At 66.4% G+C, this 14,579-nt stretch carries 14 protein-coding genes; 8 read left to right on the forward strand and 6 right to left on the reverse strand.

The window, feature by feature from the left end:
- Positions 1 to 34: 34 nt before the first annotated feature.
- Together tilS and ybgF are read right to left on the reverse strand one after the other, a co-directional pair.
- The gene (gene tilS, locus KBA48_RS06445; RefSeq protein ID WP_292904374.1) at positions 35 to 1,342 is read right to left on the reverse strand and encodes a tRNA lysidine(34) synthetase TilS; all 1,308 of its coding nucleotides are present in this window, start codon (positions 1,340 to 1,342) and stop codon (positions 35 to 37) included.
- Positions 1,339 to 2,253 carry a tol-pal system protein YbgF gene (ybgF, locus tag KBA48_RS06450; RefSeq protein WP_292904376.1) on the reverse strand — a complete coding sequence of 305 codons (915 nt, stop codon included), beginning with the start codon at positions 2,251 to 2,253 and terminating at the stop codon, positions 1,339 to 1,341. The genes tilS and ybgF overlap by 4 nt, the downstream gene beginning before the upstream one ends.
- 203 nt (positions 2,254 to 2,456) lie before the next feature.
- Here ybgF and KBA48_RS06455 point away from each other — a divergent pair, with 203 nt between their 5' ends.
- On the forward strand, positions 2,457 to 3,773 hold the full coding sequence (locus KBA48_RS06455; RefSeq protein WP_292904378.1) for a DUF3422 family protein: 1,317 nt from the start codon (positions 2,457 to 2,459) through the stop codon (positions 3,771 to 3,773).
- Positions 3,774 to 3,776: 3 nt separating this feature from the next.
- Here the strand turns inward: KBA48_RS06455 and KBA48_RS06460 are convergent, their stop codons facing one another.
- Together KBA48_RS06460 and KBA48_RS06465 are read right to left on the reverse strand one after the other, a co-directional pair.
- Positions 3,777 to 4,715 carry a bifunctional riboflavin kinase/FAD synthetase gene (locus KBA48_RS06460; protein ID WP_292904380.1) on the reverse strand — a complete coding sequence of 313 codons (939 nt, stop codon included), beginning with the start codon at positions 4,713 to 4,715 and terminating at the stop codon, positions 3,777 to 3,779.
- 85 nt (positions 4,716 to 4,800) lie between these two features.
- On the reverse strand, positions 4,801 to 5,988 hold the full coding sequence (locus KBA48_RS06465) for an MFS transporter (RefSeq protein WP_292904382.1): 1,188 nt from the start codon (positions 5,986 to 5,988) through the stop codon (positions 4,801 to 4,803).
- 103 nt (positions 5,989 to 6,091) lie between these two features.
- Between KBA48_RS06465 and KBA48_RS06470 the strand changes: the two genes are divergently transcribed.
- Positions 6,092 to 6,997 (forward strand): LysR family transcriptional regulator, encoded by a 906-nt coding sequence (locus tag KBA48_RS06470; protein ID WP_292904384.1) that lies wholly within the window; start codon positions 6,092 to 6,094, stop codon positions 6,995 to 6,997.
- A 6-nt stretch (positions 6,998 to 7,003) separates the two neighbouring features.
- On the opposite strand, the gene KBA48_RS06475 is transcribed toward KBA48_RS06470, so the two are convergent.
- Positions 7,004 to 7,468: a MaoC family dehydratase gene (locus tag KBA48_RS06475; protein WP_292904386.1), complete on the reverse strand. Its 465-nt coding sequence runs from the start codon at positions 7,466 to 7,468 to the stop codon at positions 7,004 to 7,006.
- A 102-nt stretch (positions 7,469 to 7,570) separates the two neighbouring features.
- Here KBA48_RS06475 and KBA48_RS06480 point away from each other — a divergent pair, with 102 nt between their 5' ends.
- The 3 genes from KBA48_RS06480 (at position 7,571) to KBA48_RS06490 (ending at position 11,206) form a co-directional block, all read left to right on the forward strand.
- Positions 7,571 to 8,566 (forward strand): alpha/beta fold hydrolase, encoded by a 996-nt coding sequence (locus KBA48_RS06480; RefSeq protein WP_292904388.1) that lies wholly within the window; start codon positions 7,571 to 7,573, stop codon positions 8,564 to 8,566.
- Positions 8,567 to 8,620: 54 nt separating this feature from the next.
- Complete coding sequence (locus tag KBA48_RS06485; protein WP_292904390.1) at positions 8,621 to 10,306, forward strand: methyl-accepting chemotaxis protein; 1,686 nt, start codon at positions 8,621 to 8,623, stop codon at positions 10,304 to 10,306.
- A gap of 117 nt (positions 10,307 to 10,423) precedes the next feature.
- On the forward strand, positions 10,424 to 11,206 hold the full coding sequence (locus KBA48_RS06490; protein ID WP_292904393.1) for a hypothetical protein: 783 nt from the start codon (positions 10,424 to 10,426) through the stop codon (positions 11,204 to 11,206).
- Positions 11,207 to 11,231: 25 nt separating this feature from the next.
- Here the strand turns inward: KBA48_RS06490 and KBA48_RS06495 are convergent, their stop codons facing one another.
- Positions 11,232 to 11,978: a PhoH family protein gene (locus tag KBA48_RS06495; protein ID WP_292904395.1), complete on the reverse strand. Its 747-nt coding sequence runs from the start codon at positions 11,976 to 11,978 to the stop codon at positions 11,232 to 11,234.
- A gap of 670 nt (positions 11,979 to 12,648) precedes the next feature.
- Here KBA48_RS06495 and minC point away from each other — a divergent pair.
- The 3 genes from minC to minE all read left to right on the forward strand — a co-directional run.
- Positions 12,649 to 13,467, forward strand: coding sequence for a septum site-determining protein MinC (minC, locus tag KBA48_RS06500; RefSeq protein ID WP_292904397.1), 819 nt, complete (start codon positions 12,649 to 12,651; stop codon positions 13,465 to 13,467).
- A 39-nt stretch (positions 13,468 to 13,506) separates the two neighbouring features.
- Complete coding sequence (gene minD / locus KBA48_RS06505) at positions 13,507 to 14,322, forward strand: septum site-determining protein MinD (RefSeq protein ID WP_292904399.1); 816 nt, start codon at positions 13,507 to 13,509, stop codon at positions 14,320 to 14,322.
- Positions 14,319 to 14,579: cell division topological specificity factor MinE (gene minE, locus KBA48_RS06510; protein WP_292904401.1), on the forward strand; the 261-nt coding region annotated here is incomplete at its 3' end. The genes minD and minE, both read left to right, overlap by 4 nt.

Below are 14,579 nucleotides of genomic sequence, written 5' to 3' on the forward strand. Positions count from 1 at the left end.
CACCCCCGGGGCTGGCCCGGTGGAACTCCTTCCATTAGATAATGTCATCTGTGGCGGTGACAACAGCGAACCGTGCGGGAACTGCCGGAACCGATACCAATGGCACCATCGACACTGCCGGATCGGGCATGCCGGACGCCAGATAGGCCAGATGGGGTATGGCCAGCAGCCGATCCCCCGACAGAACGGATGGCAGTGTCCAGCGCAACGCGGCCGGCATGTCGATACGTGACAATGCCGGCCGGTCGGCCAGCGCGCGGCGCCACAGACCCTCGTCCAGCGCGCGAACGGTGTAGTCGCCATCTCGTTCAGCGGACAGGCGGAATCGTCCGTCCCATGTGACCGGGACGCCGCCGCCGCGGAAACGGACAGGCCCCTGCAGGTTCCGCGCCTCCCGCAGCAGGCGCCAGCCGCCGGCCAGCGGCATGAAACGACACCCGGCCAGCGTGCGCCCCTGGTCGGGCTGTTCCCGCAACCCGGCGACCAGATCAGCCAGGGCGGCGGGCGATGGCGGGTAGGCAGACCCGCCCACAGCGCGCAGCAGGGATGCGGCCACGGGCTGCACCAGATCGGGCGGCTGCTGGAACAGGTCCTGGTTCAGCAGAACCCAGCCTTCCGGCTGGAAACGGGCATGGAGCGACAGCAAGCGTGCCACCTGCCCGTCCATCTCCGCACGAGCGCGGGCGGCGTTCAGAGAGGATCGCACCTCCGCCGCCCCCACCGACTCCGACAGGCGCAGGCGGCCGCGGGCAAAGACGGGGTTGCGGTTGGACGGGTCCTCCACCCATTCCTGGCCGAAAGCCTGACAGGTAGCGACCAGCCTGTCCTTGGTCACCGGCAGCAGCGGCCGGATCAGCCGCAGATAATCCATCTCCCGGATAGCGGGCATGCCGGACAGGCCCTGTGGCCCGCTGGACCGGTCGGCGCGCAGACGGTGGGTTTCCGCCTGATCGTCGGCATGGTGGGCCAGGGCCAGATGCAGGATGCCCTGCCCGGCGGCGGCATCGGCCAGCAGGCGCAGACGGGCATGGCGCGCACCGGCCTGGATACCAGCGACCGGCTTTTCCCCGTCCCAGGACAGAATGCGGTGTTCAATGCCACGGGCGGCCATCCAGGCGGCCACCTTGGCCGCCTCCGCACCGCTGTCGGCCCGCAATCCATGATCGACCGTCAGCGCCAGCAGACGGCCGCCTTGGTCGGCGGTCCAACGGGCCAGAAGCAGGGCCAATGCCATGCTGTCGGCGCCGCCGGAAACACCCACGGCCACATACGGGGCCGACTCGAACGGCCCCAGACCCTGCATCAGCCGGTCGAACAGCGCCGGCCCGACAGGGCCGCTCACTTGCACTTCAGCCGGTTCTTCTCGGTATCCGCACGGCGCAGGATGGTCTGCGGCGCCGTGGCCTTGTAGGCGCGATTCAGTTCCGTCAGCGCGGCACAGGCATCCTCGTTCGACTTCATGGCCGACAGGGACAGCGACAGTTTCAGCAAGGCGTCAGGCGCCTTCTGGCTCTTGGGATATTTCTGATACCCCTCGGCGAAGGCGACGGCCGCCTCCTTGTACTTGCCGCGCACATAGAAGGTTTCTCCCAGCCAATATTGGGCGTTGCTGGCCAGCGGACTGGCGGCATTGGCCTGAACGAACTGGGTAAAAGCCGCCTCCGCCTTGTCATACTGGGCCTGGCGCATCAGGTTGAAGGCGAAATCATACTGTTCCTGCGCCGATCCGCTGGGCAGGTTGGCCGGCGGGGGTGGTGCGGCCGACGCGGAAGAGGCGGGGGCGGTGGGCTTGGTTGCATCGGCATGCGGGGCCGGTTCGGCCGGTGGCGGCGCCGCCGACAATCCGCCCGCCTGGCCCTGCTCCAGACGGCCCAGCCGGAATTCGATATCCTGCTGCATCTTGGTCAATTGCTCGCGCAACTGCGCCACCTGGAACGTCGCCTCTTCGTAACGGCCGGTCAGCGTCTGCATCTCCGATTCAAGGCGCTGCAGGCGCACCTCGAAATCGGCGGCGACATTGCCGCCCATGGCCGGGGCCGGGGCAGCACCGGCGGGACGACCGCCGCCACCCCGGTAAACCTCCCGACTCAGTGTCTGCAGGTCACTCTCCAACCGCTGCATCCGGTTGGCCAGATCGCGTGTGTCGGACTGGCCGGAAGCCGGCAAGGTGCCGACAATGGCGGCAAACGCCACGGCCGCCACGGTCAGGCGGCGGCGCGGAAAGGGGCTGGCGGTGCGCGGAAGGCGGATCATCGTTGACCAACGGTTGGCAGGGATTGCGATGGCGCGACCCTACCGCGTCGGCAGGGACGGGAAAAGTCTCCTCAGGCGGTAAGGCATGAATATGGCGTTTTATGCATCGTCCCCCATGGACGGCCGGATCCGCCGAAACAATCGCGCAACGTGCCAAGATGCCCCATGGCATCCCCCCCTGCTACAGGTCATAGTTAACTAAAATGATGAAGCGGGGGAACGTCGTGATGGTGGGGCTGGAGGGGCGCGTGGAGGGCCGTGACCATCCGCAGCGCGCGCAGTTGAATGACGAGTTGCACGCGCGGCCGCATATGCGCATCACGACACCGGCCCGCCTGACCCATGTCGCCCATCTGACGGGTGAACTGGGCGCCGATCATGCCCACCTGCTGGACCTGTGCCGCGCGGTCGGCCTGCCGCTGCCGGGCACGGAACTGCGGCAGGTGCAATTGCTGGTCGATGGCCGCACCGTGAAATGGGAACGGCACACGGAATTCACCGCCATCACCGTCGCCGATCTGGAGCCGGTGGAGACCGGGGACTGGTCCGCGCTGTCGCCGCGTCTGGCCGACTGGCTGGCGCGCCTGCCCGGCCTGCGGCTGGTGGCCTGCCATCTGCGCCTGGAACCCGATGCCGAACCGCGCCACAGCCCTGAAAGCCTGTCCGCCATCTTCCCGCGCGGGGAGGTGCTGGGCAGCGAGGTGGCGGGCGGCGAGGCCCTGGTCTGGACCGATTTCCGTCTCTGCCCCGACGGGTTCACCCGCATCCTGGTCCGCGACATCGGCCTGTCGCCCAGCCATGCCGGCCGCGTGGCGCAGCGCCTGCTGGAAATCGAAACCTATCGCATGACGGCCCTGCTGGGCCTGCCGCTGGCGCGCGATGCGGGGCCGGAACTGGCCAGCCTGGAACAGCGGCTGGAAAGCATCGTTGCCCGCACCGCGACGGCCCATGACATGGCGGAGGAACATGGCCTGCTGGACGCCCTGACCCGGTTGGCGACAGAGGCGGAAACGCTGTCTGTACGCTGCCGTTACCGGTTCGGCGCGACCATGGCCTATGCGGAACTGGTGGAACGGCGGGTGGAGGAATTGCGGGAGGAACGGATACCGGGGCTGCAGCGCCTTGGCGTCTTCCTGGAACGCCGGTTCCGTCCCGCCGTGCGCACCTGCGAGGCGGTGGCCCGGCGTCAGGCAGAACTGGCCGCCGGTATCAGCCGCGCCAGTTCCCTGTTGCGCACCCGCGTCGATGTGCAGCGGGCCGAGCAGAATGCCGAAATCCTGAAAAGCCTGGAACACCGCGCCCGCACCCAGTTGCGCATTCAAGAGGCGGTGGAAGGCCTGTCGGTCTTCGCCATCACCTACTACCTGCTGGGTCTGGTGAAATATGTGGTGGAGGGGCTGCCGGCAATTCCGGGACTGCCGCCGAAATCGCTGCTGACCGGCATCGCCGTACCCACCATCCTGGCCGCCGTGTGGGTGGGCATCCGCCGGCTGCGCCGGGCCGTGTCGGCGCGGGAGTGACCGTTACCCGGCCAGCAGTTCCCGTGCCCTTGCGCTGTCGGCCACGATCTGATCCTTCAGCGCCTGGAAACTCTCGAACTTGATTTCCGGTCGGATGAAGTGGCAGAGGCGCACACGCAGGTGCTTGCCATAGAGGTCGCCGTCGAAATCGAACAGGTGGGTTTCCAGCCGCTCTGTCACGCCGCCCACCGTGGGGCGGCGGCCGATATTGGCAACACCCTTGTGCCAGACGGTGCGTGACCCTTCATCCACACCGGCCATGACCGCATAGACGCCCAGGCGCGGGCGCTGATACACGCCCAGTTCGATATTGGCGGTGGGAAAGCCGATGGTGCGGCCGCGCTTGTCGCCATGGTCGACCCGGCCCTCGATCTCCCAGTCATGGCCCAGGATGGATGCCGCCTCCCGCACCTCACCCGCTTCCAGCAGGCGGCGGACGCGGGTGGAGGAATAGGCGGTGGCGTCGGGGCCGGAAACGGGCCGCACCTCCGTCACCTGGAAGCCGAACCGTTCACCGGCGGCACGCAGGAATTCCATGTCCCCGCCGCGCTTGTGCCCGAACACGAAATCGTAACCGGCGACGACATGCGACGCGGCCAGACCATCGACCAGAATCTGGCGGACAAATTCCTCGGCCGTCAGCCGGGAGAAATCCTCGTCGAACCGCACCTCGAACAGGGCGTCGATGCCCAGCGCCTCCACCAGCCGCGCCTTGATGCGCCAGGGGGTAAGGCGGAAGGGGGTGTCGTCGGGACGGAACAGACTGCGCGGATGCGGTTCGAAGGTCAGGACGGCGGCGGGCACGCCCAGGCGGCGGGCCGCATCCTTCGCGGTTTCGATCACGGCGCGGTGGCCCTGATGCACGCCGTCGAAATTGCCCAGCGCCACGGCGCAGCCGCGGATGGCGGCCGGAAGGTCGGTGGTGTGGCGATAAATGAGCATGGCGCCGCAGGATGGTTGCGAATTCTGCCATGGGTATAGTCGGAAGCGGGGATGGCGGTCCAGTCCCGCCATCCCCGCTGTCCGGTCAATGCAGCGGCGCCGCCATCACAGGCCGCGCAGCGGCCGTACCCCGGTCCAGTACCCGGCTGAGCAGGGCCACGGCCAGACCGGCCAGCGTCACCAGCGCCGCGACCCAGGTCACCGCGCCGAGGCCCGGTCCCTGATCGATGGTCAGGCCCCCGACCCAGGCGCCCAGCGCATTGCCCAGGTTGAAGGCGGCGATGTTCAGGCTGCTGGCCAGCCCCTGCCCCGCCCCTTCGGCCTTCTCCAGCACGCGCATCTGCAACGGCGCCACGGTGGCGAAGGCCGCAATGCCCATCACGCCGACGAACAGGATGGCCGCCATCTTGTGCTGCAGGGCGAAGGTCATCACCCCTTCCACCAGGGCCAGCGCGATCAGCGAGCCCAGCAGCGTCGGCATCAGCCTCTTATCCGCCAGCTTGCCGCCCAGCAGATTGCCGATGGCCAGCCCGCCGCCGAAGACCAGCAGGATGGGCGACACGGCGGCATCAGAAAAGCCCGTGATGCGGGTCAGCAGGGGCTGGATATAGGTGAAGACCGCGAACACCCCGGCAAAGCCCAGCGCCGTCATCAACAGACCCAACCAGACCTGCGGCTTGGCCAGCACGGTCAGTTCCTGGCGCAGGGACAGGGGCTGCGGCGCCGTCCGGTCCGCCGGCACAAAGACGGCCAGCACCAGCGTGGCGGCCACGCCGATCAGGGCCACGGCCCAGAAGGTGGACCGCCAGCCGAAATGCAGGCCCAGCCAGGCCCCAAATGGCACACCCAGCAAGGTCGCCATGGTCAGGCCCGTGAACATGATGGCGATGGCGGACGCCTTGCGATCCGGCGCCACCAGACCGGTGGCCACGATCGACCCGACACCGAAGAAAGTGCCATGGGCCAGCGAGGTGATGACCCGTGCCACCATCAGGGAGGCATAGTCGGGAGCCAGCGCGCAGGCGATGTTGCCGATGGTGAAGACCACCATCAGGGCCACCAGCAGCGTCTTGCGCGGCAGCCGGCCCGTCATCAGGGTCAGCAGCGGCGCACCGGCGAACACGCCCAGGGCATAGCCGGAGATGAGAAGCCCGGCCGTGGAGACCGAGATGCCGAGGTCGGCGGAGACCTGCAACAGCAGGCCCATGATGACGAATTCCGTCGTGCCGATGCCGAAGGCACCGGCCGTCAGGGCGAATAATCCGATTGGCATGATGGAGTTCCGAGGAAAGCGGATGACATGACCCGAAGGATGGACCGGCCCGCATCCGTGAACTAGACTGCCCATCGGAACATGATTTGTGAGTTCAAGTCACATGTCGCGACTGGAGATCAACCGCGCAGGCGAAATGGAGGTGTTTGTCCGCGTCGTGGAGGCGGGCAATTTCTCCGGTGCGGCCCGCGCCTTGAACATGACGCCGTCGGCGGTCAGCAAGCTGGTAGCCCGGATGGAGGCGCGGCTGGGTGCCCGCCTGCTGAACCGCACCACACGGCTGCTGCGCCTGACGCCGGAGGGCGATCTGTTCCATGAACGCTGCCGCCGGATCCTGGCCGACATGGCGGAGGCGGAGCAGGAGGTGGCAGCCGGTTCCGTGCCGCGCGGACCGGTGCGCATCAACAGTTCGGTGCCGTTCGGCATGCTGTACCTGCTGCCGCTCGTGCCGAAACTGGCCGCCCTTTATCCGGAAATCCTGCTGGACATCACGCTGACCGACATGGTGGTCGACCTGCTGCAGGAACGCGCCGACATCGCCATCCGCATCGGGCCGCTGAAGGGCGCCAACCTGATGGCGCGCAAGCTGGGCGAAAGCGCGGTGGCCGTGGTCGCCTCGCCCGACTATCTGGCCCGCCACGGCACACCACAAAGCCCCGACGATCTGGCCCATCACAACATGATGGCCTTTGGCTTCGTGCGCAGCGTCGGCCCCTGGCCGTTCCGCCTGCCCGATGGCAGCCGGATCGAGGTGCCGGTGCGCGGCAATATCCGGCTGGGCGATGGCGAAAGCATGCGGCACATGGCACTGGCCGGCCATGGGCTGACGCGCCACGCCCTGTTCCATGTACGGGCCGACATTGCGGCCGGCCGGCTGGTGCCCGTGCTGGAGGAATATTCGACGGGGGAGACGGAGGTGGTGCATGCCGTCTTCCAGGGCGGCCCCGTCATGCCGCCCCGCATCCGCGCCGTGATCGACTTCCTGGCGCGGGAGATCAGGCTGAGCTGACCGGGGTCAGCCCGGCCGGCCCGGCACCATCACCATCGCCTCTCCATCGATGACCACGCGGTCACCCACGGTGCAGATGGTGGACAGCATGGCCCGGCGCTTTTCCGGGATCAGACCGGTGACGGTGACGGTGGTGGTCACCGTCTCCCCGATGCGCACCGGCGACCGGAAACGCAGATTCTGCGACATGTAGATACAGCCCGGCCCCGGCAGGCGTGTACCCAGAACCGTGGTGATGAAGCAGGCCGACAGCATACCATGCGCGATGCGCCCGCCGAACGGCGTGGCCCTGGCATAATCCTCATTGAGATGCATGGGATTGGTATCGCCGGAAATGCCGGCGAACATCACGATGTCCGTCTCCGTGATGGTGCGGGCATAAATGCCCTTCATCCCTTCAAACAGATCCTCGAAATAAAAACCGGTCAGGTCGGCAGGATCCAGGCCGGTACGGCGTGCGAGATTATCCATCGTGAGAATGCTCCCAGGCTTGGCGCGCGGGGCCGCTGCCCCTTACAGTGCCGGGGGCAACCATAGGCCGGGCCGGGCGATCCGGTCAAACCGGCGAAAAGCATGAGAGACGGCATGGACGGGTCCATGGGGGGCGTGACGGACAAGGTGGGGCACTGGTCGCACACGATGCTGGACCTGCCCGACGGCACCCGCTTGCGCCTGTCACGCTGGCAACCGCCGGTCGCCCCCGCCCCGGGCGCACCCGCCATGCTGGTCCTGCCGGGACGGGCGGCGCAGGTGGAACGGTACAGCGAACTGGCCGTGGACCTGACGGCGCGCGGCATGCATGTGCTGTCCATGGACTGGCGCGGCCAGGGCGGATCGTCACGGCTGCTGCCCGATCCGATGGTCGGCCATGCCGTCGATTTCGACCTGTACCTGGACGATCTGGATGCGGCCCTGGCCCATTGGCAGGGGCAGGTCACCGGGCCATTCCTGGCGCTGGGCCATTCCATGGGTGGGCATATCCTGCTGCGTTACGTCGCAGAGCGGCCACACCCGTTCGCCGGTGTCATCGCCTGTGCCCCCATGCTGGGCATCAATACCGCCCCCATGCCGGAATGGCTGGCGGTAAGGCTGGCACGGACGGCCGTCAAGGGTGGGCAGGCCGCCTTGTACGCGCCTTTACAGGGACCCCGCTGGGCCCGCGCCCCCCTGCCCTTCCGCGGCAACCGGTTGACCACCGATCCCCGCCGCTTCGCCCTGATGCAGGAAGTGATGGAACGGGACCCGTCGGTGGCGCTGGGCGGGGCCAGTTGGGGCTGGCTCGACGGGGCCTTCACCTCCATCCGGCATTTTTTCGAGAAGGACCGGCTGGAGGATGTGCAGGTTCCCGTGCTGATCCTGTCCGCCCGCGCCGACCGGATCGTGCGGGCGGACAGCCATGATCTGGCGGCACGGCGCCTGCCCGATTGCACCCTGGTGCCGTTTGCGCAGGGCGAACATGAGCTGCTGATTGAAACCGATGCCGTGCGCGACAAGGTGCTGGCCGCCATTGACAGCTTCCTGGCCCGGAAAATCGGCCTTGCAACAGGGCAGGGAAATCTTAAGGGTTAATCCCTTATTCCGCCCCCTTTCCCGCCGCCGCCCGACACCCAGCAAGAACAGGCCATGGATATCAGCCGTCTCAGCATTTCCGCCCGGATTCTGGCCATCATCGGCCTGTTGGGCGCCCTGACCGTCGCCGTGGGGCTTTTTGCCTCCACCCGGCTGGTGGACACGGACGCCCAATATTCCCGTCTTATGAACGGTCACCAGACGGCGGCGCTGGAGGCGGTGCGGGCCGTCCGGGAACTGACGGCGGTCAGCCGGCAGAGCTACAAGCTGCTGTCCATGCCCGATGAAAAGCGCATCCAGGAAGCGCATGACCGGGGTATCCGCAATTTCGGGCAGGCATCGGGCTATCTGGACCAGACAAAGGCGGCCGCCCCCCGTTACGCGGCGCGCATCGCGGAAATCCAGCAGGACCTGCTGGCCAGCCAGGACATTTTCAAGGAAATCGCGCCACTGGTCCGGGCGGGGAAGCCGGCCGAGGCCCTGGCACTGGTGTCCAGCCGCTTTGATCCGGCCATGGACGGTCTGCGCGACAAGGCCCTGAAAGTGTCGGACGAACTGCGCGAAGCGGTGAAGGCGGAGTCGGCTGCCGCCACGGCAGACGCCGAACGATCGCGCAGTCTGGTGTTGATCTCGGTGGCGGTGGGCATCGCTGTGGTGGGGGGCTTGGCCTTCTACATCTCCACCTACACGATCGCACGGCCGGTGGAGGCCGTGACGGGGGCCATGGCCCGTGTGGCGGGCGGGGACCTGTCCGTCGCGGTTCCAGGCCTGGGCCGGCATGACGAGATCGGACGGCTGGCCACGGCGCTGCAGACCTTCAAGGCCAACGCCGTGGAGGCGGAGCGGCTGGCCGAGGATGTGAAGCGCGCCGATGCCAGGGCCGAAACGGAACGCCGTCAGGCCATGATGGCGCTGGCCGACAGTTTCGAGGCCGGGGTGATGGGTATCGTGGACCGCGTTGCATCGGCCGCCACCCATGTGAACGACAGCGCCGGGTCGCTGTCCGCATCGGCAGAAGAAGCCCGGGGCCGGACCGGAATCGTCTCCGCCGCCACCGACCAGACCAGCGCCAATGTCCAGACCGTCGCCGCTTCCGCGGAGGAGATGACGGCGTCCATCGGCGACATCACGCGGCAGGTCGGCACCTCGGCAGACATCGCACGCGCCGCCGCCGACCGGGCGACAGCCACCAACAACACCATCCAGGCCCTGGCCACCGAAGCCGAGGCCATTGGCGCCGTGGTCCGGCTGATCGCCGAAATCGCCAGCCAGACCAACCTACTGGCACTGAATGCCACCATTGAGGCGGCGCGGGCGGGCGAGGCCGGCAAGGGCTTCGCCGTGGTGGCGTCGGAAGTGAAGAACCTGGCCAGCCAGACGGCCAAGGCCACCGACGACATCACCGCGCGCATCAATGCCATCCAGCAGGCCACGGGCAGTGCCGTGTCCGCCACCATCGAAATCACCCGCACCATCGGGGAAATCAACGAGATCGCGGCCGAGATCGCCACCGCCGTGGAGCAGCAGGATGCGGCCACACGCGAAATCGCCCGTAACGTACAACAGGCCGCCACCGGCACGGCGGAGATCGCGGGCAATATCGACGCCGTGCGCGAAGCAGCAGAAAGCACCAGCGGCAGTGCCGCCGATCTTCTGGCATCGGCCGGGGATCTGTCGCGTGAGGCGGACGGATTGCGCCGGCAGGTCGAGGCATTCATCGCCCAGGTGCGGGCAGGTTGAAGATCAACATTCCATTCCGGCAATTCGGAAACCACGCTTATGGTCATACGGGGTAAGGTTGCCGGACCGGCAGGCGGCGCCTAGTTTCGGCACGAGTAACGATTATCGGGAGTGGTCATGCGTCGGCTGCGATCTTTGATGGTCCTTTGCGGGGTGCTTCTGGCCCCCTTGGCCGCGCAAGCCGAGGAATGGTCCTTCACAACCCTGGAATGGCCGCCCTTTTCCGGTTCCCTGCCCGAGGGCGGGTCGATGACAACGGTCCTGCGCGCGGCTTTCGGCACGCAGGGCCATTCCATTCGCATCACCATCCTGCCCTGGAAACGCGCCGTGGCCGCGGCCATGCAGGTGGATGGCCCCCATGTCGGTTTCTTCACGGCCACATCGACCGAATGCGCGGCGGCCGGCGGCATCCTGTCGGAAAAACCCATCGGGCACTTCCGCTACGCCCTGGCACAGCGCCAGGAACTGCCCGTGCGATGGAAGGCACCGACGGACCTGCACGGTTTGATGATCGGCGTTGTGGATGGTTATGATAACGGGCCGATCATCACCGATCTGCACCGTCAGGGGCGCATCCGGCTGGACGTGGCCCCCACGGATGCCGCGAACCTGCGCAAGCTGCAGGCCGGCCGCACGGATGCGGCGGTGGTGGAGATCAGCCAGTTCGCCTTTTTGAAACCGGACCTGGAACGGACCGATATTGCGCAGGGCAAATCGGCCCTGAGCCTGAACGAGCGGCCATTGGGGCCGCCACAATCCCTGCATGCCTGCTTCAATGGCAGCCAGCGGGCCGCCCTGGCACGGTCCAGCCTGATCCGGGGCCTGGATCTGATCGACAGCGCGGCGGTGGCCCAACGCTATGTCGATCATCTGGGGCCGGACGGGGCCGTCTCCAACTGACCCCGTCCGTCGCGGTAGCAGCCCCTTACAACACCGTCAGCATGCTGGCCACCAGCGGGTGACGCACGATGTCAGCATCGGCCAGACGCACGATGGCGATGCCCTCCACCGCCTCCAGACGGCGGGCAATGTCGGAAAGGCCCGACACGCCGGGCAGCAGATCCGACTGATCCGGGTCACCCGTCAGCACCATGGTGGAATGCCAGCCCAGGCGGGTCAGCAGCATCTTGATCTGGGCATAGGTACAGTTCTGCGCCTCGTCGATGACCACGAAGGCATTGTTCAGGGTCCGGCCGCGCATATAGCCGACCGGCGCTATCTCGATCGACCCGTCGGCCATCATGGCCTTCAGCCGTTTGGACCCCAGTCGGTCCGACAGCGCGTCATAGAGGGGGCGCAGGAACGGCGCCATCTTCTCATTCATGTCACCGGGCAGATAACCGATGCTTTCCCCCGCCTCGATGGCGGGACGGGACAGGACGATGCGATCCACCTCCCCCTTTTCCAGCGCCGTTACGGCGGACGAGATGGCCAGATAGGTCTTGCCCGTACCCGCGGGCCCCAGCGCCAGGGTCAGGTTATGCTCCTTGATCGCCTGCATCAGCAGCGCTTGGCCGGCGCTCATCGGCTTGACGGTGCGGACATAGGACTGCTCCCGCCGTTCCTCACCGCCGGTGCCCAGCGGGTCCCAACCCGTGGATTGGCGGGGGAAAAGCGGCTGAACCTTGTTGTCGCTGCTGCTGGACGCGGGCTTGGACTGGCGCTTGGCCATCTGGCATCTCCTCACTTGCGGCAATGGACAATGTCCGGTTGAAGCGGGAACGCGACAAGCGCCCGACGGGGCAATAAAAAACCGCACCCTCTGTTCGAGCGGTGCGGTTGCGGATGAAGCCGTCGGGCGGCCGGTGCTGCTGCGGGCGGTGCGCATGCTGCCATGCGACAAGGGATGGTTCGGCCGGTTGCCGTTGCGCTGCAATAAGATGCTGCCGGGCCATCTGCCATTGAACGATCCAATCACCCATTCAGGACCAACATTGGGAATCCTATCTCAAAAGATTCCGCCCGTCACCATCTGTTGCGGTTGCAACGCAACCTTCACACAATATCTCGCGAGGTACGCCTTTCGAGGCGGGGGGATATCGAGTCGGGCTTCGCAAATGCAGTAGGACTGGACACCCCGTCGCCGGTGCCGGGTCCGCAGCGGTGCCAGACCGGCCCCGGTGGTCGCGATCGCCTCAAGCCGGGGACCTTGCGGGACGCCGACAACCAATCATACATGCCCATCCGGAATAGATATTGTGGAACAATGGCGCCTTGTCGCAAGATATGCCGCATGAAACTCTTGCGTCGGCGCGCGAAAAGCGCTTGAACGGCGGCGTGATTCGGCGCTGGGTCTTTTCGCGGCGCCGTATGGTTGGGGACAGGCGGGGTCTGACAAGAATATGAGCAATCAGGTCGCCTTCAGGGACGCACCGTTCCAGCTGCGCGGCAGCACCTTCACAATGATGGTGCTGAAGGTCAGCGACCCCCACAATCCCAATTTTTTCCCCGTCCTGTCCGGCAAGATCGCCCAGGCACCGAATTTTTTCCGGCATGCCGGCGTTGTGCTGGACCTGGACGATCTGCCCGCCGGCACGCCGTTCGACATGGACGCGTTCTGCAAGCTTTTGAAGAATTTGGGCCTGATGGCCGTGGGTCTTCAAGGCGGCACGAAGGAGCAGCAGGATGCTGCCCTGGCGCGGGGCATGGCGCTGATCAGCGCGCCGCGCGGCAAGGTGGAAATGTTCGACCCGCTGGCCGGCACGGGCCGCAGCCCCGCGCAGGGTCTGGCCAATGTGCAGGTGCAGCCGCAGGCCCCTGCCGCACCGACACCGGCCCCGGCGCCCGCACCGGCCCCCTTGCCGGAGCCGGCGCCGCAGCGCAGCGCCATGGTGATCACGGAAAATGTGCGGTCAGGCCGGCAGATCTATGCCCCCGGCGGTGACCTTGTGGTGATCGGTTCTGTCAGCCCTGGCGCGGAACTGCTGGCCGATGGTTCCATCCATGTCTATGGTGCGCTGCGAGGCCGCGCGCTGGCGGGTGTCAGCGGCGACCAGACGTCACGCATCTTCTGCCAGAGCCTGGATGCCGAACTGGTGTCCATCGCCGGGCTGTATCGCGTGTCGGAAGATATCGGCAAGGATATACGCCGTCGTCAGGTTCAAATTTACCTGAACAATGGCTATCTGCATATCGACCCGCTGGCCACCAACGTGGCCTGACGGACTGTTTGATCAACCTTTGACCTTGGGAGACGCCTCTTGGCCAAGATCATTACGATGACCTCCGGCAAGGGCGGCGTGGGGAAGACCACTTCGAGCGCCGCCTTCGGCACCGGCCTTGCCCTGCGTGGGTTCAAGACCTGCATCATCGATTTCGATGTGGGCCTGCGCAATCTCGACCTGATCATGGGATGCGAACGCCGGGTGGTGTTCGATTTCATCAATGTCATCAATGGCGAGGCCCGGCTGAGTCAGGCACTGATCAAGGATAAGCGGGTCGAGAACCTGTACATCCTTCCCACCAGCCAGACACGCGACAAGGACGCGCTGACCCAGGAAGGGGTCGGCAAGATCCTGGATGAGTTGAAGAAGGAATTCGACTACATCCTGTGCGACAGCCCGGCCGGCATCGAGAAGGGCGCCCTGATGGCGCTCTACTGGGCCGACCATGCCATCATCGTGACGAACCCCGAAGTGTCGTCCGTGCGCGACAGCGACCGCATCCTGGGCGTGATCCAGGCCAAGTCCCGCCGCGCCGAACAGGGGCTGGAGCCGGTGAAGGAGCATCTGCTGGTCACCCGCTATGACCCCGACCGTGTGGAGAAGGGTGAGATGCTGAAGGTGGAGGATGTGCTGGAGATTCTGGCCATCCCGCTGCTGGGCATCATCCCGGAAAGCCCGGCCGTGCTGAAGGCGTCGAATGTCGGCATGCCGGTGGTGCTGGACGACAAGTCCAACGCCGGTCAGGCCTATGGCGATGCCGTCGGCCGCTTCCTGGGTGAAACCATCGAGCATCGTTTCATCAAGCCCGAGAAGAAGGGCTTCCTGGACCGCCTGCTGCGGAGGACCGCATGAGCCTGATGGATATTTTCCGCCGGTCGAAGCCGCCAACCGTGGCGGCCCAGGCCAAGGAGCGGTTGCAGATCGTGCTGGCGCACGAACGGTCGGGCCGCGATAGCCCCGACTTCCTGCCTGCCCTTCAACAGGAACTGCTGGCCGTCATCAAGAAGTACGTCTCCATCGACGACGACAAGGTGGCGGTGAAGCTGGAGCGCGAAAGCGGCTGCTCCGTGCTGGAGGTGAATGTGGAATTGCCGGGTCCTGCCAAGCGC

The organism is Niveispirillum sp., from assembly GCF_017996735.1.
Classification (GTDB): domain Bacteria; phylum Pseudomonadota; class Alphaproteobacteria; order Azospirillales; family Azospirillaceae; genus Niveispirillum.

What these genes read in the sequence shown, in the direction of transcription:
- ybgF (WP_292904376.1), bottom strand. Translation starts at nt 2,253, where the DNA reads ATGATCCGCCTTCCGCGCACCGCCAGCCCCTTTCCGCGCCGCCGCCTG.
- KBA48_RS06455 (WP_292904378.1), top strand. Translation starts at nt 2,457, where the DNA reads ATGATGAAGCGGGGGAACGTCGTGATGGTGGGGCTGGAGGGGCGCGTG.
- KBA48_RS06460 (WP_292904380.1), bottom strand. Translation starts at nt 4,715, where the DNA reads ATGCTCATTTATCGCCACACCACCGACCTTCCGGCCGCCATCCGCGGC.
- KBA48_RS06465 (WP_292904382.1), bottom strand. Translation starts at nt 5,988, where the DNA reads ATGCCAATCGGATTATTCGCCCTGACGGCCGGTGCCTTCGGCATCGGC.
- KBA48_RS06470 (WP_292904384.1), top strand. Translation starts at nt 6,092, where the DNA reads ATGTCGCGACTGGAGATCAACCGCGCAGGCGAAATGGAGGTGTTTGTC.
- KBA48_RS06475 (WP_292904386.1), bottom strand. Translation starts at nt 7,468, where the DNA reads ATGGATAATCTCGCACGCCGTACCGGCCTGGATCCTGCCGACCTGACC.
- KBA48_RS06480 (WP_292904388.1), top strand. Translation starts at nt 7,571, where the DNA reads ATGAGAGACGGCATGGACGGGTCCATGGGGGGCGTGACGGACAAGGTG.
- KBA48_RS06485 (WP_292904390.1), top strand. Translation starts at nt 8,621, where the DNA reads ATGGATATCAGCCGTCTCAGCATTTCCGCCCGGATTCTGGCCATCATC.
- KBA48_RS06490 (WP_292904393.1), top strand. Translation starts at nt 10,424, where the DNA reads ATGCGTCGGCTGCGATCTTTGATGGTCCTTTGCGGGGTGCTTCTGGCC.
- KBA48_RS06495 (WP_292904395.1), bottom strand. Translation starts at nt 11,978, where the DNA reads ATGGCCAAGCGCCAGTCCAAGCCCGCGTCCAGCAGCAGCGACAACAAG.
- minC (WP_292904397.1), top strand. Translation starts at nt 12,649, where the DNA reads ATGAGCAATCAGGTCGCCTTCAGGGACGCACCGTTCCAGCTGCGCGGC.